The 23,036-nt window shown below is 73.5% G+C and carries 19 protein-coding genes and 1 pseudogene; 11 read left to right on the forward strand and 9 right to left on the reverse strand.

Annotated features, from left to right (window positions below; all coding sequences use genetic code 11):
- The first annotated feature begins 6 nt into the window (after positions 1 to 6).
- Genes PV682_RS17565 through PV682_RS17580 form a run of 4 tightly spaced genes read left to right on the forward strand, consistent with a single transcriptional unit; the run spans position 7 to position 4,617 of the window.
- Positions 7 to 966 (forward strand): ABC transporter permease, encoded by a 960-nt coding sequence (locus PV682_RS17565; RefSeq protein WP_319730784.1) that lies wholly within the window; start codon positions 7 to 9, stop codon positions 964 to 966.
- Positions 963 to 1,832: an ABC transporter permease gene (locus tag PV682_RS17570; RefSeq protein ID WP_319730786.1), complete on the forward strand. Its 870-nt coding sequence runs from the start codon at positions 963 to 965 to the stop codon at positions 1,830 to 1,832. The genes PV682_RS17565 and PV682_RS17570 overlap by 4 nt, the downstream gene beginning before the upstream one ends.
- Entirely contained in the window at positions 1,829 to 3,580 is a 1,752-nt protein-coding gene (locus PV682_RS17575) for an ABC transporter ATP-binding protein (RefSeq protein ID WP_319730788.1), read from the forward strand. Before PV682_RS17570 ends, PV682_RS17575 begins: the two co-directional genes overlap by 4 nt.
- A complete protein-coding gene (locus tag PV682_RS17580; RefSeq protein WP_319730790.1) occupies positions 3,571 to 4,617 on the forward strand; it encodes an LLM class flavin-dependent oxidoreductase in 1,047 nt (348 codons plus the stop codon). The genes PV682_RS17575 and PV682_RS17580 overlap by 10 nt, the downstream gene beginning before the upstream one ends.
- An 87-nt stretch (positions 4,618 to 4,704) precedes the next feature.
- Here PV682_RS17580 and PV682_RS17585 read toward each other — a convergent pair whose 3' ends face one another.
- Both PV682_RS17585 and PV682_RS17590 read right to left on the reverse strand, forming a co-directional pair.
- Positions 4,705 to 6,324: an LLM class flavin-dependent oxidoreductase gene (locus tag PV682_RS17585; protein ID WP_319730792.1), complete on the reverse strand. Its 1,620-nt coding sequence runs from the start codon at positions 6,322 to 6,324 to the stop codon at positions 4,705 to 4,707.
- 409 nt (positions 6,325 to 6,733) lie between these two features.
- Positions 6,734 to 8,173, reverse strand: coding sequence for an MFS transporter (locus tag PV682_RS17590; RefSeq protein ID WP_319730794.1), 1,440 nt, complete (start codon positions 8,171 to 8,173; stop codon positions 6,734 to 6,736).
- 136 nt (positions 8,174 to 8,309) lie between these two features.
- Here PV682_RS17590 and PV682_RS17595 point away from each other — a divergent pair, with 136 nt between their 5' ends.
- From PV682_RS17595 to PV682_RS17605, 3 genes and pseudogenes are all read left to right on the forward strand, one after another.
- On the forward strand, positions 8,310 to 8,798 hold the full coding sequence (locus PV682_RS17595; protein WP_109362478.1) for a MarR family winged helix-turn-helix transcriptional regulator: 489 nt from the start codon (positions 8,310 to 8,312) through the stop codon (positions 8,796 to 8,798).
- Positions 8,799 to 8,918: 120 nt separating this feature from the next.
- On the forward strand, positions 8,919 to 9,638 hold the full coding sequence (locus PV682_RS17600; RefSeq protein WP_319730797.1) for a response regulator transcription factor: 720 nt from the start codon (positions 8,919 to 8,921) through the stop codon (positions 9,636 to 9,638).
- A 122-nt stretch (positions 9,639 to 9,760) separates the two neighbouring features.
- Positions 9,761 to 11,216, forward strand: a pseudogene (locus PV682_RS17605) (FAD-dependent monooxygenase).
- Between the two features lie 5 nt (positions 11,217 to 11,221).
- Here PV682_RS17605 and PV682_RS17610 read toward each other — a convergent pair.
- Both PV682_RS17610 and PV682_RS17615 read right to left on the reverse strand, forming a co-directional pair.
- Complete coding sequence (locus PV682_RS17610) at positions 11,222 to 12,025, reverse strand: SDR family NAD(P)-dependent oxidoreductase (RefSeq protein WP_319730799.1); 804 nt, start codon at positions 12,023 to 12,025, stop codon at positions 11,222 to 11,224.
- 65 nt (positions 12,026 to 12,090) lie between these two features.
- The gene (locus PV682_RS17615; protein WP_319730800.1) at positions 12,091 to 13,182 is read right to left on the reverse strand and encodes an NAD(P)/FAD-dependent oxidoreductase; all 1,092 of its coding nucleotides are present in this window, start codon (positions 13,180 to 13,182) and stop codon (positions 12,091 to 12,093) included.
- 132 nt (positions 13,183 to 13,314) lie between these two features.
- Between PV682_RS17615 and PV682_RS17620 the strand changes: the two genes are divergently transcribed.
- The 3 genes from PV682_RS17620 (at position 13,315) to PV682_RS17630 (ending at position 15,731) form a co-directional block, all read left to right on the forward strand.
- Positions 13,315 to 14,259 (forward strand): zinc-binding dehydrogenase, encoded by a 945-nt coding sequence (locus PV682_RS17620; protein ID WP_319731045.1) that lies wholly within the window; start codon positions 13,315 to 13,317, stop codon positions 14,257 to 14,259.
- Positions 14,260 to 14,308: 49 nt separating this feature from the next.
- Positions 14,309 to 15,025, forward strand: a complete 717-nt coding sequence (locus tag PV682_RS17625; protein WP_319730802.1) for a TetR/AcrR family transcriptional regulator — start codon at positions 14,309 to 14,311, stop codon at positions 15,023 to 15,025.
- A gap of 85 nt (positions 15,026 to 15,110) precedes the next feature.
- Complete coding sequence (locus PV682_RS17630) at positions 15,111 to 15,731, forward strand: DUF1349 domain-containing protein (RefSeq protein ID WP_319730804.1); 621 nt, start codon at positions 15,111 to 15,113, stop codon at positions 15,729 to 15,731.
- 65 nt (positions 15,732 to 15,796) lie between these two features.
- Here PV682_RS17630 and PV682_RS17635 read toward each other — a convergent pair whose 3' ends face one another.
- The 4 genes from PV682_RS17635 to PV682_RS17650 form a co-directional block, all read right to left on the reverse strand.
- Positions 15,797 to 17,086, reverse strand: coding sequence for a glycoside hydrolase family 27 protein (locus PV682_RS17635; RefSeq protein ID WP_319730806.1), 1,290 nt, complete (start codon positions 17,084 to 17,086; stop codon positions 15,797 to 15,799).
- A gap of 141 nt (positions 17,087 to 17,227) precedes the next feature.
- The gene (locus tag PV682_RS17640) at positions 17,228 to 18,997 is read right to left on the reverse strand and encodes an ABC-ATPase domain-containing protein (protein ID WP_319730808.1); all 1,770 of its coding nucleotides are present in this window, start codon (positions 18,995 to 18,997) and stop codon (positions 17,228 to 17,230) included.
- Positions 18,998 to 19,047: 50 nt separating this feature from the next.
- Positions 19,048 to 20,673: a glycosyltransferase family 87 protein gene (locus PV682_RS17645; RefSeq protein ID WP_319730811.1), complete on the reverse strand. Its 1,626-nt coding sequence runs from the start codon at positions 20,671 to 20,673 to the stop codon at positions 19,048 to 19,050.
- A gap of 212 nt (positions 20,674 to 20,885) precedes the next feature.
- On the reverse strand, positions 20,886 to 21,764 hold the full coding sequence (locus tag PV682_RS17650) for an NAD(P)-dependent oxidoreductase (protein WP_319731047.1): 879 nt from the start codon (positions 21,762 to 21,764) through the stop codon (positions 20,886 to 20,888).
- Between the two features lie 145 nt (positions 21,765 to 21,909).
- Between PV682_RS17650 and PV682_RS17655 the strand changes: the two genes are divergently transcribed.
- Complete coding sequence (locus tag PV682_RS17655) at positions 21,910 to 22,479, forward strand: helix-turn-helix domain-containing protein (RefSeq protein WP_319731049.1); 570 nt, start codon at positions 21,910 to 21,912, stop codon at positions 22,477 to 22,479.
- Here the strand turns inward: PV682_RS17655 and PV682_RS17660 are convergent.
- On the reverse strand, positions 22,469 to 22,984 hold the full coding sequence (locus tag PV682_RS17660; protein ID WP_319730813.1) for a VOC family protein: 516 nt from the start codon (positions 22,982 to 22,984) through the stop codon (positions 22,469 to 22,471). The genes PV682_RS17655 and PV682_RS17660 overlap by 11 nt on opposite strands.
- Positions 22,985 to 23,036: the final 52 nt, after the last annotated feature.

Raw genomic sequence — 23,036 nt, forward strand, 5'->3', positions numbered from 1 at the left:
GCGACTGTGCACACGGCCCGGTACGCGGCCACCCGGACACTGCGCGCGGTGTTCGTCGTCTGGGCCGCCTTCACCCTCACCTTCTTCGCCCTGCGCCTGCTGCCCGGCGACCCCGTCGCCCTCATGCTCAGCGGACGCGGCGGCTTCGCCGAACTCACCTCCGAACAGATCGCCCGGGCGCGGGCCGACCTCGGCTTCGACCGCCCGCTCCTCGCGCAGTACGCGTCCGCGCTCACCGACGCCCTCCACGGCGACCTCGGCTCCTCCCTCCAGACCGGGCAGCCGGTCGCCCGGATGATCGCCGACGCGATCCCCCCGACCCTCCAGGTCGGCACCCTCGCGCTGGTCCTCGCCCTCACCGCCGGCACGCTCCTCGCCGTCGCCGCCAACCTCACCGCCAGCCCCCTCCTGCGCCAACTCCTGCGCTCCGTCCCCTCGTTCGCCGTCTCCCTGCCCTCCTTCTGGGTCGGCCTCGTCCTCATCCAGCTCCTGTCCTTCCGCTGGCACCTCTTCCCCGCCCTCGGCGACAGCGGCCCCGGCAGCGTCGTCCTGCCCGCCTTCACCCTGGCCATCCCCGGCGCCGCGCTGGTCGCCCAAGTGCTCGGCAAGAGCCTCCACACGACCCTCCAGGAGCCGTACGCCGACACCGTCCGCGCCACCGGGGCGGGCAGGGCGCGGCTCCTGTTCGGCCACGGGCTGCGCAACGCGGCCGTGCCCGCCGCGACCGTCGCCGGGATGCTCGTCGGTTCGCTCATCGGGGGCGCGGTCGTCGTCGAGACGGTGTTCTCGCGGCCCGGCATGGGGCGGATCACACAGTCCGCCGTCTCCGCGCAGGACCTGCCGGTGGTGCAGGGGGTCGTGGTGGTCGCGGCGCTCGCCTTCGCGGTAGTGAACCTGGGGGTGGACCTGCTGTATCCGGTGCTCGATCCACGGATCCGGGCCACGGGACGGCTGGTGACGGCATGACGACGCCGTACCGGAAGCAGGAGGGCGCGCTCCCGTGGCGCCGCGTACGCCGCGCACTCGCCACGCCGCGGCGCTCTCCCGGCGTCACCCTCTCCGTCCTCGTGCTCGCGGTCGTCGTCGGCTGGGCCCTCGTACCCGACTGGTTCACCTCCCGCAGCCCCCTCACCGGGGTGCCGGCGGAGCGGTTCCAGGCACCCAGCGCTCACCACCTCTTCGGCACCGACCAGTTGGGCCGCGACATCTACGCCCGTGTCGTGCACGGCGCCGCCCTCTCGCTGCGCGCCACCGTCGCCGCCGTCCTCATCGCCCTCGGCGGCGGGGTGGTGCTCGGGCTCGCCGCCGGGTTCTTCGGGCGGCGCACGGACGCGGTCGTCATGCGCGTCGTCGAGGTGATGATGTCCGTGCCGCCCCTGCTGCTCTCCCTCACCCTCGTCACCGCGCTCGGCGTCGGCACCGGGCGGATCGCCGTCGCGATCGGGGTCACCAGTGTCGCCGCGTTCACCCGTGTGATGCGGGCCGAGGTGCTGCGGGCGCGGGCCGCGCCGTACGTCGAGGCGGCGATCCTGTGCGGGGGGCGGTGGTGGCGGGTCCTGCCCCGCTACATCCTGCCGGCGGCCGTCGGGCCCGTCCTGGCCCTCGCCGCCCTCGACTTCGGGCTGGTCGTCCTCGCGGTGTCCAGCCTGGGGTTCCTGGGGTACGGGGAGCCGCCGCCCGCGCCCGAATGGGGAGCGCTCGTCGCCGACGGGCGCAACTACCTGGCCACGGCGTGGTGGCTGACCACGTTGCCGAGTCTCACGGTGACGGGGGTCGTGCTGGCGGCGAACCGGTTGTCCCGGGTGCTGGAGACAGAAGGGGGACACCGATGAAGCCGACGGAGCCCGTGGAGGACATCGGCGCACGTGTGGTGGGTCCGGTACGGGACCCGGCATCCGTCGCCGCTCCGTTGCTGGTCGTCGAAGGGCTGCGGATCGGGTACCGCACCGTGAGCGGGACGCACCTCGCCGTCGACGGGCTCGGTCTGACCGCGCGGGCCGGGCAGATCACCGCCCTGGTGGGGGAGTCCGGGTCGGGCAAGAGCAGCACCGCGCACGCGCTGATCGGACTGCTGCCCGCCGGCGGAACAGTGCTGGGCGGCTCCGTACGGCTCCAGGACGAGGAGCTGACCGGGCTCGGCGAGCGGGCCTGGCGCGAGGTGCGCGGACGCCGGATCGGCCTGATCCCGCAGGACCCCGGCGTCAGCCTCGACCCCGTCAAGCCGGTCGGCGCGCAGGTCGCCGAGGTACTGCGCGTGCACGGCCTGGCCACACGCCGGGACGCGCCGCGCCGGGCCGTCGAGTCGCTGGCCGAGGCGGGCCTCCCCGACCCGGCCGGGCGCGCCCGCCAGTACCCCCACGAACTCTCCGGCGGCATGCGCCAGCGCGTCCTGATCGCAATCGCCACCGCGGCCCGCCCCCGCCTCCTGATCGCCGACGAACCCACCTCCGCACTGGACGTGACGGTCCAGCGCAGGCTCCTCGACCACCTCCAGAAACTCGTCACCACGACCGACACGGCGATGCTGCTGATCACGCACGACCTGGCGGTGGTGGCCGACCGCGCGCAGCACGTCGTGGTGATGTCCGAGGGCCGCGTGGTGGAGACGGGCCCGGTGGAGCGGGTACTCACGCAGCCCCGACACCCGTACACACGCGGCCTGTTGTCGGACGCGCCGACGCTCGCCGCGCGGCCTGCCCGCCGCACCCGCACGGCCGGCCCCGCGTGCGCCGATGCGCGCCGGGACCCGACCGCCCTCGACACCGCCCCGCAGCCACCCCTCCTGCGCGTCACCGGCCTCACCCGAGCCTTCCCCGTCCGAGGTGCCCTCCTGGGCCGGCGCCGTACCCGTACCGCCGTCGACGGCGTCGGCTTCGAGTTGGCGCGGGGTGAGACGCTCGGGCTCGTCGGCGAGTCCGGCTCGGGCAAGTCGACGACCGCGCGGATGGTCCTCGGTCTTGAGCGGGCCGACAGCGGGGCGGTGCTGCTGGACGGTGTCGACGTCACCGCCGTACGGGGTGCCGCCCGCAGGGCCCTGCACCGGCGGATCCAGCTCGTGTACCAGAATCCGTACGCCTCGCTGAACCCCCGTTTCACGGTGGGGGAGTTGGTCACCGAGCCGTTGCGCAACCACCGGATCGGGAACCGGGCGCAGTGGGCCGGCACGGTGCGGCGGCTGCTCGACGACGTCGCGCTGCCGGCCGGGACCGAGCGGCGCAGGGCCGCCGAACTCTCCGGCGGGCAGCGCCAGCGCGTCGCCATCGCCCGCGCGCTCGCCCTCGGCCCCGAACTCCTCGTCTGCGACGAACCCGTCTCCGCGCTCGACGTCACCGTCCAGGCCCGCATCCTGGACCTGCTGGCCGGCCTCCAGGAACGGCACGGTCTGAGCTACCTGTTCATCTCCCACGATCTGGCCGTCGTCGCACAGGTCAGTGACCGGATCGCGGTGATGCGCGACGGCCGGATCGTGGAGAGCGGCCCCGCGGACGAACTGCTGCGGTCACCGCGACACCCCTACACCCGGGAGCTGCTGGCCGCCGTGCCCGGCAGCGGCACCACGAAGGACACCCCATGGAGCTAGGTCTCATCACCTTCGGCAGCCTCCTGCCAGACCCCCTCACCGGACAGGTCCTCACCCAGCGGCAGCGGCTGCGGGACGTGGTGCGGGCCGCGGCCGAGGCGGAACGCGCCGGGTTCGCCTGGTACACCGTCGGCGAACACCACTTCGGCGAACGGGACGTCATCCCCTCGCCCGCGCTCGTCCTCGCCGCGATCGCCGAGCACACCTCGACGATCCGCCTCGCCACCGGGACGACGCTCGTCGCCAACCGCGACCCCGTCCTCGTCGCCGAGGACTACGCCCTGGTCGACCTGCTGTCCGGCGGCCGGCTCGAACTCATCGCGGGCGCCTCCTTCTTCCCCGACCCCTACGCCGTGTTCGGTCAGGCCCCCGCGTCGAAGGCGGCCCGCAAACGCGAGAACACCGAGCTGCTGATCCGGCTGTGGACCGAGGAACACGTGACCTGGCAGGGCGAGTTCAGGCCGCCGCTGAACGACGTCACCGTCCAGCCGCGGCCCGTGCAGCCCAGGCCGCCCCTGTGGATCAGCGGCGGCGTCGGCTCGGAGTCCGTCCAGCTCGCCGTGGACCACGGGCTGCCGCTGGTCGTCGGCACGACCGCGCGCGAACCGGGCACGTTCGTACCGGTCTTCGACGCCTACCGCACGCTGTGGCGGGAGAGCGGCCGTACGGACCCGCCCGGCCGGCTCGGCGCCGCCAGCCACGTCTTCGTGGCGAAGTCCTCCCAGCGGGCCCGCACCCTGTGGGCCTCCTACATGAACAACTACCTGACCGTCCGCAAGCCCGGCACCCCGCACACCACCACCCCGCCGGACTTCGACACCTACATCGGCGAGAACGGTCCCGCGATCTGCGGCAGCCCGGCCGAGGTCGTCGACAAACTCGGCCGCCTGCACGAACGGTGGGGCCACGACCTGCACCTCCTCGCGATCGACGTGGGCGGGATCCCGTACGCGGACGTCCAGACGGCGACGGAACTGACGGCCGCTGAGGTCCTGCCGCAGGTGACGAAGACCGGGACGGTGACGGCGGACGCCTGACGCGAGCGGCGGATCGTGGAACGGCGGATCGCGCAGCGGCGGCCAGGGCGTGGCCGCCGCTCCCGTACACGCCGGGGCGGAGGCCGGTCACCAACCCGTCCCGTACCTCGCCATCGGCTCGATCAACTCCCGTTCCTCGTACGCGAGATGCGACAGCAACGTGTCCGTGAGCAGATCCGTCGCCGCGCGCAGCGCCTCGCCGCCCCGCTCCTCGCGCACGAAGGCGACCAGCGCACGGTCGAGACGCTCGATGACCCCCTGGATCGCGTGGTGCTCCTCGGTGAGCCGGTCCAGGACCGCCCCGAGCCGGGGATCGGAACGCCGCAGGTGCGGGAAGAGGTCCTCGTCCTCCCGGGTGTGGTGCACGGTGGTCACCCGGCAGTACGAGGCGCAGTACGCCCCGAGCGTCCACGCGTTCTGCCGCAGACTCAGCCGCTGGATCTCGGAGCGCGCCTCCCCCGGATCGAGGGCATCGTCCAGCACCTGCCGCACGACCTCCCCGAGCCGGTCGAGATCGGCGCGCAGCTGGTCGTGGGCGGCGACGAGGTTGCGGGCGGGTTCCTGCTCGCGGCGCGAGTAGCCGCGCTGCGGGTCGGCGGGGGGTGCGGTGGGCCGGGAGGATTCGTCCCAGAGCCGCTCGGCGGACTGCCGCGTGCTGGGGGGTGGCGTGGGCTGTACGGAGAGACGGTCGCCGGGGGTGGAGGAGCGGGGCCGGTCCGGTGCGAGGGTGGCGGTGGCGGCACGTGCCGGGGGTGTGGTGTGTGAGCCTTCCACCGGGTTCGCGCGGCCCGCGGAGTCCGGACGCCGCGCGGGTCTCGGACGGTCCGCCGCGCGTTTGCGTTCCGCCGTCACCAGTTCCCGCGTCGCCGGCGCGACCTCGTTCGCGAACGCCTGGATCAGGGACGGTTGTTGCGTGGGGAGCAGGAACGCACTCGTGCCGTGTTCCAGGGTGAGCGCGGCCAGTTGCTCCGGCCAGGCGCTCGGCGGGCCCTGCGGAAAGCCACCCGGTCCCGGCGAGAGGTTGTACAGGCGGCGTACCTCGCGCGGCTCGCGACCCGCCGACGCCGCCGCCTCGTCGACGGCACGGTGTCCCGCCGCGAGCCGCCCCGGTGGGACATGCGGCACGCTGGGCAGCCAGCCGTCGGCCTTCTCCCCGGCCAGCGCGAGCATGCGGGGTCCGACGGCGCCGAGCCAGATGCCGATGGAGTGGGCGGGAGCTGGGCCGGGTACGGCGCCGTCGAGCGCGTAGTGCTCACCGGGCACGCGGACCGGGCGGGCCGCATCGCCCCACAGTGCCCGGATGACGTCGATGGCCTCGCGGGTCGCCCGCCGTGCCGTACCGGGGTCCCGGCGCGGTCCGCCGTCGGCGGCGATGGCGTCCCAGTAGGCCCCGGCACCCAGTCCCAGCTCGACCCGTCCACCGCTGATCAGGTCCAGGCCGGCCGCGGCGCGCGCGAGCATGACGGGCGGTCGCAGGGGAAGGTTCGCGACGTTGGGGAAGACCTTCACACGGGTCGTGGCCGCGGCGATGACCGTGAGCACCGTCCACGCGTCGAGCAGGTCCGGCCGGTAGGGATGATCCGGCACACTCACCAGATCCAGCCCGGCCTCGTCGGCGATCCGGGCGAGCGCCACCGCTTCGTCGGGGTACTCCGAGCTCGGCACGAGGACGGTGCCGAAGAGCAGGTCGTGTCCGTAGTCAGGCATGGGGGCGGGAACTCCTGGGGGTCGGTAGGGCGGGGCGTTTTCCGGCGGGGCAGGGCGGGCGCGGCGGCACGGGTGGGCTGTGCGGAGGGATCGACGAAGGAGGAGGCGGGGCGGGCGGGGACCCGGGGACAGGGGGAGCCGTAGGAGGTGAGAGCGGGGGAGCGGGGGAAGCCGGACGTGGGCAGGGCGGGGCTGCGGACGCCGGTGCCGCAACCGGCCCTCCGATCACCGAAGTTGCGCCCTGAGCCGGGGCGTCACCGTCCACGGCGCTGCCACCGGTCCCCCGACTCCATGGCTCCCACGGCCTCACCGATCCCACCGGACCCCTGGCCCGACCGGCCATCTGATCCCGCCCGACCTTCGAGTCCCCGACCCGGCCAGCCACGTGAGCCCCCCGCCCCCGGCCCTCCTAAGCCGCAGACCGCGACCGTTCCCCCTCCGCCTGCGCGGGCGTGGGCGCCGCCGTCTTCCCCCAGAACTTCCCGGGCCCCGCCAGCGCCACCACCGCGGCGACGCCCAGCGCGATGGCCGACATCACGAACGCGGTCGTATACCCCGACTCCGCGGGCACCCGAGTCCCCGGCACGGTCCGCGACACCACGATCGACGCGGCGATCTGCGCCCCGAGGGAGCCCCCGATGGTCCGCATGATCGTGTTGATGCCGGTCGCCTCCCCGGTCTGGCTGCGGTCGACGGCGCTGACGACGAGGTTGGCGAGCGCGGCGAACGCGAAGCCGACGCCGATGCCGAGGATCGCGGAGCCGGCGTACATGGTCCACTCGGTGTCGTGGGCGCCGGCGTAGACCGCGAAGCCGACGACGCCGATGAGGCAGGCGAGGACGAGGGGCAGCTTCCAGCCGACGGCCGCGCCGAGGCGCCCGGCGAGGGGGCTCGCGATCAGCATGGTCACGGCCATCGGGACCATGAACAGCCCGGCCTCGGTGACGGACGCGCCGAAGCCGTACCCGGCGCTGGACGGCGTCTGCGCGAGCAGCGGCACGAGCGTGAACGCCCCGTACATGCCGAACCCGATGACGAGCGCGGTGATGTGGCTGGTCAGGACGGCGGGCCGGCGCAGGAGTTCGAGGTCGATGAGGGGTTCGCCGACCTTGCCCTCGACGTATCCGAAGACGACGAGCAGGACGGCGGCGGCGAGGAAGAGGCCGATGATGCCGGGGGAGGACCAGCCCCACGACTTGCCCTCGCTGATGGCCAGCAGCAGGGCGACGACGCCCGCGCTGAGCAGGACGACGCCGGCCCAGTCGATGCGGCCGGGGCTGGTGTGCGCGGACTCCTGGATGAACACGGTGACGGCGGCGATCCCGAGGAGGATCACGATCAGCCCGAGCCAGAAGATCCAGTGCCAGTCGAGGGCGTCGACGATCGGCCCGGGGATGACGAGCCCGACGCCGAAGCCGATGCCGAACGTGGAGGAGATCAGGCCGATCGCGACGGGGACGCGTTCACGCGGGAACTGGTCGCGGACGATGCCGAACGCGAGCGGGAAGGCGGCCGACCCGACGCCCTGGACCGCGCGGGCGGCGATGAGCAGGGGAAGCGAGTCGGACAGCGCGGCCAGCAGCGTGCCGGCGGCGAACACGGTGAGGCTGGCGATCAGCACCCGCCGCTTGCCGAACATGTCACCGACCCGCCCGAGCAGCGCGGTGGCCACGGAGGCGGTGAGCAGGAAGGAGCTGAGCACCCAGGAGACGGCGGTCGTCGAGGCGTCGAACTCCCGCTGGAGGTCGGGCAGCGCGGGCACGACCATCGTCTGCATCAGGGAGAAGGACAGGACGGCGAGGAGGAGAGCGGCGAAGGGCGCGCCGGTGCGCGCTGGCGTGTCGGTCATGGAGGGGTCCTCGGGGGACGGGCGCGGTGATCCGCCGTTCGGGAGCACGGAGCCGGCGCCGAACTAGTGTCGAGACGTAATGATTCCACGATGTCATCCTTACGTCCAGTCACCACATTCCCGTATCGTGGGACGTATGAGCGAGACCCCTGACTCCGCCCCCCGCCCGCCGAGCCTGCTGGCGCTGCCCTCGTACCTCGCCGGACACGTGGCCCGGATCGGCCACGACGCGCTGGTGGAAGCGGTGGGCCGGCACGGGCTGCGGCTCCCGCACTTCGCGACGCTCACCGCGCTCGCGGACTTCGGCCCGCTGCCCCAGCACGTGCTGGCCGACCGCCTCGGCTTCCAACGCAGCCACCTGGGCGGATACCTCGACCTGATCGAGGAGCGCGGCCTGGTGCACCGCACCCGCGACCCCGCCGACCGGCGCCGCCAACTGGTCGGGCTCACCGAGGAGGGGACCCGCGTCCAGCGCACCCTGTGGCAGGTCGCCGAGGAGTCCCAGGACTCCTTCCTCGCCGGCTTCACCCCGGCCGAGCGCGCGACGCTGACCGCCCTGCTGCTGCGCCTGCTCGACGCCGGCGACCGGGCGCGCGCCGGGGAAACGCTCGATCGAATTCCGTGAGCGCTTAATGTGATTGAAACAGAGAATCCACTGGAACGACTTTGAATTACCCGCCCCGGTTTAATAGTATGGCGCATGAGTTTCGCTTCGTGTGACGAACTGGACTTACCGGGGGAGAGTATGACGCAAATATCGTCAGAGTTCCTGCGGGAACCGCTCGTATCCACCCGTCCCGGAGCGGGCGGGTGGCGCATCCTGATCGTCGAAGGAGACGCGGGAGAAGCCTGTGCCCTGGAGGAGGGCCTGCGCCGGCACGGCCACGAGGTGGCCGCCGTGGACCGGGGCGCCCAGGCACTGGCCGCCTACGAGAACGTGGACCTCGTCCTGCTGGAACTGGAGCTGCCGGACCTGGACGGCCTGGAGGTGTGCAAGGCGATCCGCGCGGTCAGCTGCGTCCCGCTGATCGTCGTCACCGCGCGCGGCTCGGAGCTGGACCGGGTCCTCGGCCTCCAGGCCGGCGCCGACGACTACCTGGTCAAGCCGTACGGCTTCCGGGAGTTGATGGCCCGTATCGACGCGGTCATGCGGCGCGTGCGCTCCCGCAGGAGCCCGAGCCGGGCGATCGACCACGGCCCGCTGCACATCGACGTGGGCTCCCGCGAGGTCTGCCTGGACGGCCACGGCGTGGACCTGACGCGCAAGGAGTTCGACCTCCTGTGCCTGCTCGCCTCCCACCCCGACACCGTCATCTCGCGCAAGCGCCTCCTCCAGCAGGTGTGGGGCGACTCGTGGTCCCGGCGGACCGTCGACACCCACGTCAGCAGCCTGCGCAGAAAACTCGGCGGCAACGGCTGGGTCGTCACCGTACGCGGTGTGGGTTTCCGCCTCGGGCACGCCTGAATTCCCTTTTCCGGCATTATCGAGTTCCCCGTCGCATTCGACGGCGGGGAACTCGGCCCGGAGATCTACCGGGAAATGCACCTCCGTGTTTTCCGACGCCGACCGATGGAAGCGAGTTGCGGATGACCCGCCTGCACGAATCCCCCGGAAAACCCGAGCAGATTCCCTCCGCCGTCATCGCGGGCGCCGGTCCCACCGGACTGCTCCTCGCCGGTGACCTCGCGGCGGCCGGTGTCCGGGTGACCGTCGTCGAGAAGCGCCCGGCCGGCATCAGCAACCTGTCGCGCGCCTTCGGCGTGCACGCCCGCACCCTCGAACTCCTCGACGCCCGCGACCTCGCCGACGAACTCGTGGCCACCGGCCAGATCGTCCGCGAACTGCGCCTGTTCGGCGCGATCCCGTTCGACCTCGGCGCACTGCCCTCCCGCTACCCCTTCCTGCTGGTCACCCCGCAGTACGAGGTGGAGCGCCTGCTGCTGCGCCGGGCCCTGAAGCACGGCGCGGAGATCCGCTACGCCGCCGAGGTCACCGGCCTCGCCCAGGACACCGACGGCGTCACCGTCGCGCTGCGCACCGACGCGGGCGACACGACCGTACGCACCGAGTGGCTGGTCGGCGCCGACGGGACGCGCAGCGCCGTACGCGAAGCGCTCGGGTTGCCCTTCCCCGGCAAGGTGGTGATCCGGTCGGTCGTGCTCGCCGACGTGAAGTTCACCGAGGAGCCGCCCCTCGTGGTGCGGGTGCACGGCGCGGGCGGTGCTTTCGGGTTCATCGCGCCCTTCGGTGACGGCTACTGGCGGGTCGGCGGCTGGGACCGGGCCCACCGGGGCGAACCCGACGACGCGCCGGTCGAGTTCGAGGAGCTGCGCGCGCTCACCGAGCGGGCCTTCGGCTCCGACTTCGGGATGCACGACCCGCGCTGGCTCTCCCGCTTCCACAGCGACGAACGCCAGGTGCCCGCCTACCGCGTCGGCCGCGTCCTGCTCGCCGGCGACGCCGCCCACCAGCACTCCCCGGCCGGCGGCCAGGGCATGAACACCGGCCTCCAGGACGCCGTCAACCTCGGCTGGAAACTCGCCGCCGTCCTCCAGGGCCGCGCCCCCGACACCCTCCTCGACACCTACCACGCCGAACGCCACCCCATCGGCCGCGCGGTCCTGCGCAGCAGCGGCCTCAACCTGCGCCTCGCCATGGCGCACAACCCGCTGGAGATCGCGCTGCGCGCCGTACGCAAGCTGGTCGTCACGCACGTCAGGCCGGTGGCCCGGCAGGCGGTCGGGGAGATCACCGGAACCGGCTTCGCCTACCCGGCGCCGCGCGGCGCGCACCCCCTGGCCGGGAAGCGCGCGCCGGACCTGGAGCTGGCCGGGGGGGCGGCTGTACGAGGTGCTGCGCGAGGGGCGTTTCGTGCTGGTCCTGCCGCCGGGCGGGGAGTTCGGCCGGGACGGACTGACCGTCACCCACCGCGCCGACGGCGGGGACGAAGCGCTCCTGGTGCGGCCCGACGGCTACTACGCCTGGGCCGGAGCCCCGACCGCGCGGGCGATCGAGGCGGGGCTCGCGCCCTGGCCGCGCTGACACCGTCAACGCGGCGGCAGCGGCGACAGCGTCGGCAGGTGGGAGAGGAACCCGCCGTCGACGCTGAGCACCTGCCCGGTGATGAACGAGGCGGCCGGCGACGCGAGGAACGCCACCAGCGCGGCCACGTCGTCCGGCGTGCCGAGCCGGGGGATCAGGTTCGCGCTCTGGAACATCCGCCGCACCGGCTCCGGCATGTCCGCCTCCAGCGCCGGGGTGCTGACCAGGCCGGGCGCGACGGCGTTGCAGCGGACGCCGTCCGCGCCGTACGCGGCGGCCACGGAACGGGTCAGCGCGATCAGCCCGCCCTTGGACGCGCCGTACGCGACCATCACCCGGTCCCCGGACAGGCCCTGGCCGCTGGTGATGTTGATGATCGAGCCGCCGCCGCGCTCGATCATCACCGGCACGGTGTGCTTGCACAGCAGCATCGGACCGCGCAGGTTGACCGCGAGGACCTGGTCCCACAGCTGTGCCGACATGGACACGACGTCCCGGTCCTGGCGGATCGCGGAGGTCAGCGCCGCGTTGTTGTCCAGGACGTCGATGCCGCCGAACGTGTCGACGGTGAAGTCCACCAGGCGCTCCACGCTCGCCTCGTCGGCGATGTCGACCTCGTGGCCGACCACCGAGAGCCCCTGCGCGGCCAGTTTGTCGGCGGCGGTCTTCGCCGGGGCGTCGGCGATGTCCGCGAGGACGACGTGCGCCCCCAGGGCCGCCAGCGCCTCCACCGTCGCGACGCCGATCCCTCCCGCGCCGCCGGTGACCACGGCCACCTTGCCGGTCAGGGAATGTGCTGCGTGCGTCATCGGTCGACACCTCTCGTTCGGACGGATGTACGGGAAGGAGGCGCTGAACGGTCGTGTGGACGAGGTCAGACGGCGCCGAACAGCTCGGCGAACCGCCCGAGCAGCAGGTCGGCACCCTTGTAGCCGGACGTCTCGGCGGCCCCCAGGACCACCGGGCCCTCGGGACCCGGCACCTGCGAGGCGCCCCCCGTCGAACCCAGCGGCACCAGAACCGCCTCCGCCCCCGGCCGGTACGTCCGCTCCGGCGCCGTGCCCGCGGCGAGCGCCCGGATGTTCGCCGCCACCACGACGGCGTGCTCGGAGGCGGCCTTGGAGCGCTTCGGCTCCGGTACGGCGGTGACGTCGCCGACGGCGAAGACGTTCGACGCGCCCGCGACCCGCAGGTGCTCGTCCACCTCCACGTGCCCGTCGGCGCGCCGGGCGGCGGCGAGGCCGCCGCGCAGCATGCCGCTCAGCGGCGCCATGCCGTAACACCTGAACCACAGGTCCGCGTCGATCCGCGTCCCCGCCTCGGTCGTCACCGAGAACGCCTCGCGCACCCCCGGCGCCACCGGCGGCACGGCCGTCAGCGCGCTGCCCAGCTCCAGCCGCACGCCCCGCTCGGCGAGCTGCTCCCGCAGCGCGCCGCGCAGCTCGGGCAGGTAGCGCCCGCCGAGCACGTCGTCGGCGGGGTCCACCACCACGACCCCGATGCCGGGCCACCGCTCGGTGATCTCCCCGGCCAGTTCGAGCCCCACGGGACCCGCGCCGAGCAGCAACACCCGGGAGGCGGCGGCGAGTTCGGCCCGCGTGCCCGCGTGCCGCAGCACCGAGTCGCCGCTGTCCTCGGTGTCGGGCTTCGCCGGGTACGGGTACGAGGAGCCGGTCGCCAGCACGACGTAGTCCGCGTCGATCCGCGTGCCGTCGGCCGTGGTGACCCCGGACGCGTCCACCTCCACGGCGCGGTCGCGCACGTGCCGGCCCCGGGTGAACAGGCCGTCGTAGCCGAAGTAGATCCGCTCCGCCCAGTCCGCGTCGACCAGGCCGCGCAGCGCCGCCACCGCGTGGACGAAGGCGTCCTTCGGGTCGATCAGGACGACGTCGAAGTCCGGGTCGAGGTCGCGCGCGAGCGCCGCCCCGCCGTATCCGCCGCCGACGATCGCGACCGTGCTGCCCATACGTTGCGCTCCTTGTGCGTCTTGTTCCCACACCGGTGGAGGCAGGGCTCCGCCGGTGTCCGTGAGCGTAGCCGTCCGCTTAAGTAAAATGCAATCTGTATGGCAATTAATGGCGCGACGTGGGGGTGGGGCATGCCGTTGGTCTACGGGTACGAGCGTTTCGGGGGGCCGGAGGTCGAGCGGTTCGCGGAGGTGGCGCGGCCGGTGCCGGGGGAGGGTGAGCTGCTCGTCGCCGTGCGGGCGGCGGGGGTCAACCCCGTCGACCACAAGCGGCGTTCGGGGCGGCTTCCGGCGGGGGCGCCCGCGGTGCGGCTGCCCGCTGTGATGGGGGGTGAGGCCGCGGGGGTGGTGGTCGAGGTCGGGGCGGGCGTCGCCGGGTTCGGCGTCGGGGACGCGGTGCTCGGTGGGCCGACGACCGGGGGGTTCGCGCAGTACGCGCTGCTTCCCGCGCGGGCGGCGGTGCGGAAACCGGCGGAGGTGTCCTGGACCGACGCGGCGTGTCTGCCGATCGCCGGGGCCACCGGGTACGCCGCTGTGCAGCGGCTGGGGCCGGCTGCCGGGGAGACTCTGCTGATCACCGGGGTCGGGGGAGGCGTCGGCGTGGTCGCCGCCCAGGTCGCGGTGGGGCTCGGGGTGGACGTGGTGGGGGTGGCGGGGGTGGAGAAGAAGGCGTTCGTCGAGGGGCTCGGGGTGCGGTTCGTGGTCTCCGGCACGGGGCTCGTCGCCGCGGTGCCGGGTGGCGTGGACGCCGTACTCGACCTGGTCGGGGGAGAGGTGCTGCGCGAGAGCGCGGGGCTGGTCGCGGACCGCGGCCGGCTGGTGAGCGGCGCCGACCGGGCGGCCGTCGCCGCGCTCGGCGGTTCGGCGCTGGGGCCCGTGCGGGACACCGCGATCCTGGCGGCGGTGGTGGACCTCGTGCGCGCCGGGGCCCTCGATCCGAAGGTGACGCGCGTCGTCCCGTTCGCGCGGGCCGCGATGGCGGTCCGGGCGGTGGAGAGCGGGCACGGGCGGGGGAAGACCGTCCTGGAGATGCCTGGAGTTCCCCTTGAACCCTCCTGGAGCCGGGCCCGGAAGTGACCGTTCCGCCTTCCCCGAACCGGACAGAACCAGGAAAGTAAAGTACAACGTGTACAGCAGATCGGCAGACGAGCCGCCCGATCCACCGGAGGACGCCCTGAACACCACACCCACGGTCCCCGCCGAACCGTACGCGCCGCCGCGCCCCGCCGGTGCCGGCCGCCCCGGCGGCAGGGCCGCGAAACGCCGGGCCATCACGGAAGGCGCGCGCACCGTCTTCGGCCGCGAAGGCTACAGCCGCACCAGCATCGAGGCCATCGCCGCCGAGGCCGGGGTGTCCACCCGCACCATCTACAACCACTTCCAGGGCAAGGACCACCTCTTCTCCGACGTCCTGCACGACAGCGCGAGCCAGGTCGCCGACGCGTTCGTGGCGACCGTGAGCGAACACCTCGCCGGCACCGACGCCCGCGCCGACCTCCTCGTCCTCGGCAACGCCCTCGTCGGCCAGCGCACCCAGTTCCCCGAGCACTTCGCGATGATCCGCCAGATCAGGGCCGAGGAGCAGCACTTCCCGCCCTCGGTGATCGACACCTGGCGCCAGGCGGGCCCCCTGCGCGTCCAGCAGGAGGTCACCCGCCGCCTCGACGACCTCGCCCGCGCGGGCCTCCTCGACTCCGACGACGCCTCCCGCGCGACCGCCCACTTCGTCGCCCTCGTCAACTCCGAGATCAGCCCCCACGGCGACCCCCAGACACCGGCCCAGATCCACGCCTGCGTCACCAGGGCGGTCGACGCCTTCCTCCACGGCTACGGGGGGCGTTGACAGCACGGGGGTGCGGGAGGTGCCGGTGCGGGGACCGCGTACGTTCGAGGCGTACGCGGACATGCTGATGTGAGAGGACGTGCACATGACCGCTCCCTGGACCGTTCCGGGACTCCCCTTCCCCCTCACCCCGTCGTCCGACAAGGCGTGGACCGTCGACGGGGCCACCGTCACGGTCACCGCCGCCCCGCGCAGCGACATCTTCATCGACCCCGGCACCGCCTCCCAGCTCAACGCCGAGTCGATGCTCAACGCCGCGACCCTGCTCGGGACTCCGCCGGAGGGCGATTTCCAGTTCAGCGCGCGGGTCACCGTCGAGTTCGGGGCCACCTTCGACGCCGGGGTGCTGCTCCTGTGGGTCGACGAACGGCACTGGGGCAAGCTCTGCTTCGAGTACTCGCCCGACGGCGAGCCCATGATCGTCTCCGTGGTCGCCCGGGGCGTCGCGGACGACGCGAACGCCTTCGTCGTCGACGGCCGCACGGCGTGGCTGCGCGTCTCGCGGATCGACGGGGCGTACGCCTACCACGCCTCCCTCGACGGCGTGACCTGGCGCATGATCCGCTTCTTCGCCCTCGACGACCCCGGCGCGCGGGCCACGGTCGGCTTCGAGGCGCAGTCACCGACCGGCGACGGCTGCCGGGTCACCTTCGACGACGTCCGCTTCACCCGCGAGCGGCTGGCGGAGTTGCGGGACGGTTCCTGACATACGGCACCGGCGCCCACCTCGGTGAGCGCCGGTGCCCGTCGTCCGCGCGGTGAACGGGGAGGTCAGGCCGGGGTGAGCCGCAGGAGGGCGCAGCCGTGCGCGGGGAGGTCGAGGGTCAGGGCGCGGCCGTCGTGCGGGGTGTCGGTACGGGTCCACAGGTCCCGGAACCGGTCGTCGGGGAGCGCGCCGATCGAGCCGAGCGGGACGGTGACGCTCTCGGGGGTGTCCGCGAGGGAGAACACCGCCGCGTAGCGGGTCCGGCCGTCGGCGTCGTCGGCCGTCCACAGGACGAGGTTCCGCTCGCGCAGCACCTCGCGGTTGTTGCGGCTGTGCAGGAGGACGTCGAGGGCTTCGCCGTTGGTGAGCAGGTCGATCGTCTCCGGCGGGCTGGTGGGGAGGTCGCCGCCCATCATCAGCGGGGAGCGGGAGACGAACCACAGCGTGAGCAGGCTGATCTGCTCGTCCCGCGTCAGCCGCGACATGCGGTCCTCGCCGCGCTCGGCGCGGATGCCGATGCGGCCGAGGGGCAGCATGTCGGCGTCGGCCCAGCCGTCCGGGCCCTGCGTGGGGGCCCACCGCGCCATGCGCCCGAACTGCGCCTCGACGTCCTCCCACCGGTCCCACAGGTCGTCGCACACACGCCACATCGTGGCGTTCTCCCGCAGGTGGCCCAGGTGCGCGAGGGACATGTCCGTACCGGGGGAGAGGCTCAGCTCGATCGGCCTGCCGCTGCGCTCGATGGCGCGCGCGTACGCCGCGATCTCCCGGTCGTGGTACGGGACGAGCATGTCGTCGGCCTTGATGAAGTCGACTTCCCACGCCGCGAACTGGGCGACCTGCGCGTCGTAGTACGCCTGCGCGCCGGGATGGTCGTGGTTCAGGCCGTAGTTGTCGGGGTTCCAGGGGCAGACCGAGGTGGTGTCGGCGATCTCGTCCGCCGTGAAGTCGGTCCCGGCGACGGGCAGCCGGCCGGCGACCGCGCGACGCGGTATGCCGCGCATGATGTGCAGGCCGAAGCGCAGCCCCAGCGCGTGGACGCGGTCGGCGAGCGGCTTGAACCCGGCGCCGTCGGCCGCCGACGGGAACCGGTTGGGCGCCGGCATCTGCCGGCCGTACGCGTCGAGGACCACCGGCGGGTCGTCGTTGTAACCGTGCGCACGGGCCGTCGGTTCGTACCACTGGATGTCCACCACGACCGTGTCCCAGCCGTACGGCAGCAAGTGCTCGTGCAGGAAGGCCGCGTTGGCGAGCACCTCCTCCTCGGTGACGGTGGGGCCGTAGCAGTCCCAGCTGTTCCAGCCCATCGGCGGGCGCAGGCGTCGTTCGGGGAGCGGGCGTACGGAGCGAGTCATGGCGGTTCGCTTCCTGGGAGGGCGGATACGCACGGTGTGATCTTGTACAGGTTGCCTCACGGGGACCGGGTACGACCAGAGGGGAAAGTTTCGCCGCAGTGGTCGCACGGGGGCATGGCCGGGCCGCCGCCCCGCACACCCTCAGCGCAGCACCCTCACCCCCCGCAGCCGGTTGAGCGCGGCGGCGATCTCGTGGCGGCGCGGTACCGCGAAGTCGTCGTCGTGGACCGTGCGCAGCGCGGCGACCGGGTCCGCGCCCGCGAAGTCCGCGTCGAGGAGGTCGAGGGCCTCGGCGAGCGTGCGGTCACGGGTCAGGTGGCCGTGGCGGACGAGGAGTTCGAGGGCGAGGCCGATGCCGGTGACGTGGGAGGCGTCGGCGAGGGGTTCGACGGCCCGCAGGTCGATGTCGTGCTCGCCGAAGACCAGGTAGTCGGTGCCCCGGGAGCGCACCCGGCTGCGCCCCTTCGCCGTGGAGTCCACCGACGCCGGGTCGACCCGCCGGGCGACGACCCCGGGGAAGGAGTCCGCCTCGGCCCGCCGCCCCGTCGGCACGGCGGCGATCTCCCGCGCCCGCCCGCTCACGTCGTACGGCCGGTACGCGTCCATCATCACCACCCGGTCGGCGACTTCGAGATAGTCACCGCTCCCGCCCATCACCAGCACCGTCGACACCCCGTGATCCCGGTGCAGGGAACGGACCGAGTCCACCAGCGGCGTGAGCGGCTCCCGCTCCTTCGCGACCAGCGCCTGCATGCGGGCGTCCCGGATCATCAGGTTGGTCGCGGCGGTGTCCTCGTCGATGAGCAGCACCCGCGCCCCGCTCTCCACCGCCTCGCACAGGGACGCGGCCTGCGACGTCGACCCCGACGCGTTCGGCGTCGAGAAGTCCGCCGTGTCCGCCCCGCCCGGCAGATGGCTGACGAACGCGTGCACGTCCACCCGCTCCACCGGACGCCCGTCCTCCGCCCGGATCTTCACCGTGTCCGCCACCGAGACCGCCAGCTCCCGCCCGTCCCCCGGAACGTGGTCCCACACCCCCGTCTCCAGCGCCCGCAACAGCGTCGACTTCCCGTGGAACCCGCCCCCCACGATCAACGTCACCCCCTCGGGCACCCCCATCCCGCTCACCGCCCCCGCGTGCGGCAACTCCACCGTCACCCGCAGCTCCTGAGGCGACCGGAACTCCACCACGCCCTCGCCCCGCGCGGGACGGTCGTCCGCCCCCGTCCGCCGGGCCAGCAGCGACCCGTCCGCGACGAACCCCACCAGACCGAGCCCGGGCAGCGCGGCCCGCAGCGCGGCCGAGTCCTCCACCGCCGCCACGAACTCCCGCACCCGCCCGCCGTCCAGCGCCGCCAGACACAGCGCCCGCTCGGCGACCCGCGGCAGCACCTGGCACAACAGCCGCCACGCCGCCCGCCCGTCGATCCGCCGGTGCGGCCCCGGCAACGCCACCCCGAGCCGCAACGTCACCGACCCGTCCCCCGCGTCCACCGTGCACGAGTTGCGGTCCAGCACCTCCTGCCCGCCCGCGTCCAGGTGCAGATCCCGCTCCCCGTCCACCTCCCGCGCCGCCCGCCGCACGAGATACCCGGCCAGCGCCCGCCGCCGCACCGCCGAGTCCCACAACTCCCGGGGGAAGCCCGCCCGCTCGCCCGGCACCCGGACGGCGACCCGCGCGGGCGGCGCGTACGGGTCGGCCTGCCCGCGCACGATCTCCAGCACCACACCCCCGGGCAGCTCCCACTGCCCCGTCAGCCCCCGGTAGCGGCTGTAGGACGCGCCGTCGAGCTGCTCCAGCTCCCGGTCCAGGCCCTGCCGGACCCGGTCCGTCCCCTCAGGACCCTGACGGGTACGGCCTGCCCGGTCCGACGGTCCGGCGGGCCGGGTGGGTCGCCCATGACGGCGCATACGGTGCTCACTTCCTCGCTGCGAAGCCGCGGATTCACGTCCGTCCCCCATCAGCACCCCTGCCGGTGCCCGGCCTGCGGGAGGGAGACCGTCGGATCGTACTGGGAGGAGATCTGGAAGATCCCCGGCGCCCGCGCCGTGAGCCGCGTGAACTCGCCGTCCCCGCGCAGGCAGGCCCCGTTGTCGGCCCGCAGCCAGGGCGAGTAGGCGAGGCGCACGGTCACCGAACCCGCCTTCGGCAGGTACACCACGAGGTACGCGTCCTCCTCCGGCGCCCGCACCACTTCCCCGGGCGCGGAGACCAGCGGCACGGCGTCCCGCACCCGGTACAGCGTCCAGTGCGCGTCGCCCCACACCGGCTCCAGCCAGTCCGGCCGCCGCCGTATCAGCTGAGCCTCGGCGGCCCCCGAGTGATCGGGCACGGCGTCCGGGACGGCGACGAAACCCACCGCCCACCGGTCCAGCCACGTCCGGTACGCGGCCGGCGTCAGCGTCCCGTCGTAGAAGATCCGGCCCCGCTCCACATCCAGCTGGGTGTTCCAGCCCCGCGCCAGGTTGACGTGCGGTGCCAGGACGGCGGCCTCGCGGTGGTCCTGTGCCGGAACGACCTCCACCCGCCCCCGCCCCGCGTCGAACCGGTCGAGGGCCTGGAGCAGACCCTTGGTGTCGGCCGCCCACGCGGGGACCCGACTCGACCCCTCCACGAACGACACGGGCGTCCCCGACCCCATCCAGAACAGCGACCCCGCCAGCGCCAGCGCGAGCCCACCGCGCCGCAGCCGGGCTCCCGGCGCCGTCGAGACCAGGGCCGCCAGCAGCACCGCCGGGGCGAAGAGCAGCGCCAGCCGCTCCACATTGCTGCCGATCGGCGTCGCCAGCAGATAGGAGAGCCCGACCCCCGCCGCGTACACCGCACCCCCGAACCGCACGACCCGCCACCCGCGCGGCGCCCACACCGCCACGGCGAGCCCGAGCCCCATCGGCCACCACACCCGCCCGGACGCCATCGGCTCCTCCCCGTCGAAGGGGAACAGCAGCGTCGTCACCCCCACGACCAGGAACGGCGGGACCGCCAGCGCGACGGCCCGCCACCACTCCCGCACCAGCCCGTACGCCGCACCCGCGACCACCAGGAACAGCCCGGCCACCGGACTGCCCGCCGTCGCCAGCACCGCGAACCCGGCGGCCGGCACCGGCCGCCGCCCTCCCACCAGCACCACGCACGCCGCCAGCGCGAAGGCGACCCCGAGCGCGAACGTCACCCGCCCCGCCGCCACGTTCACCCACAGCCCGAACGCCGCCACCAGCGCGGGAGCCAGCGGCCGGCGCATCCCCGAGCGCACGAACAGCTCGGCCGCCAGCCAGCTCGCCGCCATCCCCGAGACCACGGCGACTGTCCGGACGCCGAAATACCCCATCAGATAGGGAGAGATGAGGCTGTAGTTCGCCGTGTGCAGGCCGCCGAACCAGAACAGGCCGTACGCCGAGTCCCCGTGGTCGGCCGCGAACCGGGCCCACGCCTCCTGCGCGGCCAGGTCACCGCCGCCGTTGGCCCGGAACAGCGCCCACACCACATACAAGGGGAGCATCGAGAGCGCCGCGAGCAACGGCACCCGGCGGGGACGCGACCACCCCGAGGAGGCGGGTCGGGCAGGGGCGGCGAGGGCAACGGCCACGAGGGGCACCTCCGTTCACGGAGCGGGTGTCGGCGACGAGACGGCTCCCCGACCGCGACACGGCCGGCGGGGCGAGTCCCGCCGCCTCCAGTCTCGGCCGTCCCACCCCCACCTCACATCGGCCGAACGGCCAGGTCTCCCGCCCGAAACCCCTCCCACAACCGGCCATTCGGCCGAGGCGCCGCCTCCTCGGCCCGTGGTCGGCTGGAAGCTCACACCGCCGCACTCCGCTTCTCGATCGCCTGAACCACCGCCACCATGTCCTCCCCGCCGTGCCCCTGCTCCACCGCCTCCCCGAACAACGCGTGACACACATCCAGGAGAGGAGAAGCCACGCCCACTTTCCGAGCCGCCTCCGCGATCAGCCGGTTGTTCTTGAGCACGTCGGCCGCCCCGGCCTGCACACCGAAGTCCCGCTCCACCAGCTTCGGCGTCTTCATGCGCGACACCGCGCTCGCCATCGGCCCGGCGTCGAGAACCTCCCGCAGCAGCGCCGGATCCACCCCCTGCCGCCCGGCGAAGTGGAACGCCTCGCTGAGCCCCGTGACCAGCGTGATCAGGAACAGGTTCACCGAGAACTTCATCAGCAGCGCCCCCGGCACGGCCCCGCAGACGAACGTCTCCCGGCACACCGGCGCCAGCAGCTCCCGCACGGCCGCCACGGCATCCTCGTCCCCGGCCAGCATCCCCACCAACTGCCCCTGCTCCGCCGGGACCCGCGACCCCGAGACCGGCGCCTCCACATACCGCCCGCCCACCGCCCGGACCTCCTCCTGGAGCCCGGCGGAGTACTCGGCCGCCGTGGTGCCCATGTGCACGACGACGCGCCCCGCGACCCGCGCCGCGAACCCGGGCGTCCCCCGCCCCAGCACGGCGTCCACGGCCTCCTCGTCGGCCAGCATCAGCACGACCGTGCCGGACCGCTCGAACACCTCGCCCGCACTGGCCGCGACCTCGGCACCGGCGGCACGCAGCGGCTCGCACCGACCCGGTGAACGGTTCCACACCACGAGCGGGGTTCCCGCGCGCGCCAGGTTGAGGGCCATGGGCTGTCCCATGACACCGAGACCGACGAAGCCCACGTACGACATGCCGCACCACCACTCTCCCCGGACTATGACCACTGTCATGGTAGCCCGCGTTATGACGGCGGTCATAGACTGTTCCGAGGACACGGAGGCACGGAGGACACGGAAGAGGAGGCCAGGAGTGACGGAACGCGGACCACGCGAGCGGATGGTCTTCAGCGCGGCCCAGCTCATCCGGCGCGACGGAGTCGGCGCGACCGGGATGCGCGAGGTCGCCGCCCACGCGCAGGCGCCACGCGGCTCGCTCCAGCACTACTTCCCCGGCGGCAAGGAACAACTGGTCAACGAGGCCGTCCAATGGGCCGGCCGCTACGCCGGAAACCGCGTACCCCGCTTCCTGGCCGCCCTCCCCTCACCGACACCCAGCGGACTCTTCGCCGAGATGGTCCGGCAGTGGACCGACGAGTACGAGACCACCGGCTACGCGGGCGGCTGCCCCGTCGCAGCCGCCACCGTCGACTGCGCCAAGACCACACCCTCGACCCGGGACGCCGCGTCCGACGCCTTCGCCGGCTGGACCGGCGCGGTGGCCGCCGCCCTCACCGGGATGGGCGTACCGAAACACCGGGCCACCCCGCTCGCCACCCTCATGATCAGCACCATCGAAGGCGCCCTCCTCATCGCCCGCGCCGAACAGAGCACCCGGGCCCTGGACACCGCGACCCGGGAACTCGGCCCCCTCCTGGACGCCGCGGTCGACCTCGGCCTCACCCCCTGACCGGCGCGCTGCCGCGCCCCTGCCGCCGCCCGCTCAGCTCGACGTCCAGCGTCTCCTGCGCGACCCGCATCCCCTCGACATGCTCGGGCCACGACATCCGCTCCCAGATCTCCTCCTCGGCCACGTCCTCGACATGCTGGACCACCCACCACACATTTCCGAACGGATCCCGCACCCGCCCGCCCCGCTGCCCGAAAGCACTGTCCATGACGGGCGTGACCACCCGTCCCCCACGCGCCACGGCCCGCGCGACGACGCCGTCCGCGTCCTCGACGAACACCCGCAGCAGACTCGGCATCACCGGCCAGTCCTCCCGCCGGTCGAACGCCAGCACCACGGTGTCCCCGACCCGCACCTCCCCATGCCCGACGGCCCCGTCCTCGGTCACCACCCGCCCCAACTCCTCACCCCCGAACACGTCCACCACGAAATCCAGGAACGCACCGGTGTCCTCGGTGACGACCCAAGGAGCGACGGTGGTGTAACCGCTGGGCTGCGCAGACATGGGATTCCTCTCGCCGAAGTGCGTCACCGGCGACGGTAGGGCGCGACTAGGC

Source organism: Streptomyces niveiscabiei, from assembly GCF_033794345.1.
Taxonomy (GTDB): domain Bacteria; phylum Actinomycetota; class Actinomycetes; order Streptomycetales; family Streptomycetaceae; genus Streptomyces; species Streptomyces niveiscabiei.

What these genes read in the sequence shown, in the direction of transcription:
- PV682_RS17620 (WP_319731045.1), top strand. Translation starts at nt 13,315, where the DNA reads ATGCCGTTGGTCTACGGGTACGAGCGTTTCGGGGGGCCGGAGGTCGAG.
- PV682_RS17570 (WP_319730786.1), top strand. Translation starts at nt 963, where the DNA reads ATGACGACGCCGTACCGGAAGCAGGAGGGCGCGCTCCCGTGGCGCCGC.
- PV682_RS17590 (WP_319730794.1), bottom strand. Translation starts at nt 8,173, where the DNA reads ATGACCGACACGCCAGCGCGCACCGGCGCGCCCTTCGCCGCTCTCCTC.
- PV682_RS17600 (WP_319730797.1), top strand. Translation starts at nt 8,919, where the DNA reads ATGACGCAAATATCGTCAGAGTTCCTGCGGGAACCGCTCGTATCCACC.
- PV682_RS17655 (WP_319731049.1), top strand. Translation starts at nt 21,910, where the DNA reads ATGGTCTTCAGCGCGGCCCAGCTCATCCGGCGCGACGGAGTCGGCGCG.
- PV682_RS17595 (WP_109362478.1), top strand. Translation starts at nt 8,310, where the DNA reads ATGAGCGAGACCCCTGACTCCGCCCCCCGCCCGCCGAGCCTGCTGGCG.
- PV682_RS17585 (WP_319730792.1), bottom strand. Translation starts at nt 6,324, where the DNA reads ATGCCTGACTACGGACACGACCTGCTCTTCGGCACCGTCCTCGTGCCG.
- PV682_RS17575 (WP_319730788.1), top strand. Translation starts at nt 1,829, where the DNA reads ATGAAGCCGACGGAGCCCGTGGAGGACATCGGCGCACGTGTGGTGGGT.
- PV682_RS17610 (WP_319730799.1), bottom strand. Translation starts at nt 12,025, where the DNA reads ATGACGCACGCAGCACATTCCCTGACCGGCAAGGTGGCCGTGGTCACC.
- PV682_RS17615 (WP_319730800.1), bottom strand. Translation starts at nt 13,182, where the DNA reads ATGGGCAGCACGGTCGCGATCGTCGGCGGCGGATACGGCGGGGCGGCG.
- PV682_RS17660 (WP_319730813.1), bottom strand. Translation starts at nt 22,984, where the DNA reads ATGTCTGCGCAGCCCAGCGGTTACACCACCGTCGCTCCTTGGGTCGTC.
- PV682_RS17630 (WP_319730804.1), top strand. Translation starts at nt 15,111, where the DNA reads ATGACCGCTCCCTGGACCGTTCCGGGACTCCCCTTCCCCCTCACCCCG.
- PV682_RS17640 (WP_319730808.1), bottom strand. Translation starts at nt 18,997, where the DNA reads ATGCGCCGTCATGGGCGACCCACCCGGCCCGCCGGACCGTCGGACCGG.
- PV682_RS17650 (WP_319731047.1), bottom strand. Translation starts at nt 21,764, where the DNA reads ATGTCGTACGTGGGCTTCGTCGGTCTCGGTGTCATGGGACAGCCCATG.
- PV682_RS17580 (WP_319730790.1), top strand. Translation starts at nt 3,571, where the DNA reads ATGGAGCTAGGTCTCATCACCTTCGGCAGCCTCCTGCCAGACCCCCTC.
- PV682_RS17635 (WP_319730806.1), bottom strand. Translation starts at nt 17,086, where the DNA reads ATGACTCGCTCCGTACGCCCGCTCCCCGAACGACGCCTGCGCCCGCCG.